Source organism: Candidatus Frankia alpina, from assembly GCF_902806485.1.
Lineage (GTDB): Bacteria > Actinomycetota > Actinomycetes > Frankiales > Frankiaceae > Frankia > Frankia alpina.
In genome coordinates this window covers 1-1765 of record NZ_CADCWT010000444.1, presented here as the reverse complement: position 1 = coordinate 1765, position 1765 = coordinate 1, and the positions used below count along the sequence as shown (strand labels likewise).

General features: G+C 71.2%; 3 protein-coding genes. 2 read left to right on the top strand and 1 reads right to left on the bottom strand.

The genetic code is table 11. The features are described 5' to 3' along the window. Positions 1-121 precede the first annotated feature (121 nt). Entirely contained in the window at positions 122-598 is a 477-nt protein-coding gene (locus G6R25_RS23795) for an FAS1-like dehydratase domain-containing protein (protein ID WP_163554639.1), read from the top strand. Between the two features lie 31 nt (positions 599-629). Beyond that, complete coding sequence (locus G6R25_RS23790; RefSeq protein WP_163554638.1) at positions 630-1022, top strand: MaoC/PaaZ C-terminal domain-containing protein; 393 nt, start codon at positions 630-632, stop codon at positions 1020-1022. Positions 1023-1277: 255 nt separating this feature from the next. Here G6R25_RS23790 and G6R25_RS23785 read toward each other — a convergent pair whose 3' ends face one another. Next, positions 1278-1604: an FKBP-type peptidyl-prolyl cis-trans isomerase gene (locus G6R25_RS23785; RefSeq protein ID WP_163554637.1), complete on the bottom strand. Its 327-nt coding sequence runs from the start codon at positions 1602-1604 to the stop codon at positions 1278-1280. Positions 1605-1765: the final 161 nt, after the last annotated feature.

Genomic DNA, 1765 nt, shown 5'->3' with positions numbered 1-1765 from the left:
GTGCAGCACGTCACGGTGGCGCAGCAGGCAGCACGACGGCGCCACCCGGCGACGGGTCGGTTAGATCGCGACCCCGGGTGCACCGCCTGACCACCTCGACCGACGACCCGACGGAGCAGTGATGAGCGCACCCAGCGAGGCGGGTGCCGCGTGGGAGTTCCCGATCGAACGCGGCAAGATCCGTGAGTTCGCCCTCGCCATGCAGTCCGAGGCGCCGGAATACCAGCACCCGGACGCCGTCGTCCCGCCGACGTTTCTGATCAACGCCAACCGCTGGGCGTCCGAGGGTGCCCGCGTGCCGCACGGGTTCGATCGCCGCCGGCTGCTGCACGGCGAGCAGGAGTACATCTTCCACGGGCCGCCGCCGCGCGCCGGGCAGACCCTGTATGCCGCCGAGCGTCTCGCCGAACGGTACGAGAAGCCCGGCCGGCGCGGGGGCACCATGAAGTTCGCCGTCATCGTCACCGAGTTCCGCGACGAGGCGGGCACCCTGGTCGCCGAGGGCCGCGCGACCTACATCGAGACCGCGACGGCCACCAAGACCGCGGAACCGGCCACGGCCGCGCAGCCGGCGCCGGGCACGGAGGAGAAGGCATGACGCCCCCGGAACCACCCTCGCCGACCTCGCGGTGGGCTCCTCCCCCGAGCCCCGCTCGTTCGGCCCGCTCACCCGGCAGATGTTCGTCCGCTACTCGGGGGCGTCCGGCGACCTCAACCCGATGCACTACGACGACACGTTCGCCCAGCGCGCCGGCTACCCGTCGGTCTTCTCCCAGGGGATGCACCAGGCGGCCCTGCTGGCCACCTTCGCCACCGACTGGTTGGGTGCAGAGAACATCCGCCGATTCCACGTCCGCTTCCGCGAGCAGGTCTGGCCGGACGACGTGCTGACCTGCTCCGGGGTGGTGACGGCCATCGAGGAACAGCCGGCGGGCCGGCTGGTCTCGGTGGACCTGAGTTGCACGCGCCAGACCGGCGGCGTGGCCATCGCCAGCGCGGCGGAGTTCCTGCTCCCGCACTGACGGCGAACGCCGCGCAACCACGGCGAGCTTCCGGCCTTCCACCCGGCCGCCGGCCTGACTCCCGGCTACCCCCAAAGACTCGGTGGCGCCCGCCTGCGATGGTCGACGACCTCGGCGACGGGCGCGGCCGGGGGATCCGCGGTCCGGCCCCAGGGCGACAGCCGGGCCGCGGATCCGCCTTCTCGCCCCGGAACCGTGCTGAGGGGCCGAGGAGTGGCCGGCCAGCCCTCACTCGCCGGCCGCGGCGTGGTCAGGTCAGTTGACCCCGAGTAGCTCCACCTCGAAGACGAGGTCGGAGTTGGGCGGGATGACGGGCGGGAAGCCCCTGGGGCCGTACCCGTAGTCAGGCGTGATGGTGAGCACCGCCTTCTCGCCGAGCGACAGCTGGGGGACCCCCTCGTCCCACCCCTTGATCACCCTGCCGACACCGATCTCGGTCCTGAACGGCTCTCCCCTGTCACGGGAGGAGTCGAACTGCTTTCCGCTGAGCAGGGTGCCGACATAGTGAATCGTCACTGTGTCCCCCTTCTTGGGGAAGGTCTTGCCGTCCCCCGGCGAAAGGGTCTTAACCGATACGCCCATGCAACCAGCCTTTCCTCGATGATGGGACCAGCCCGGCAGCAGCAGATCCGCCCCGACCAGAGCCGGGCGAACCGCCGCCACGGACCGCCGCGCCCCCGCGGGCAGGGCCGCGCGAAGGTCACTTTCCGTGCCGACTGGTTACTCTAGGTTGTGAGGAATGT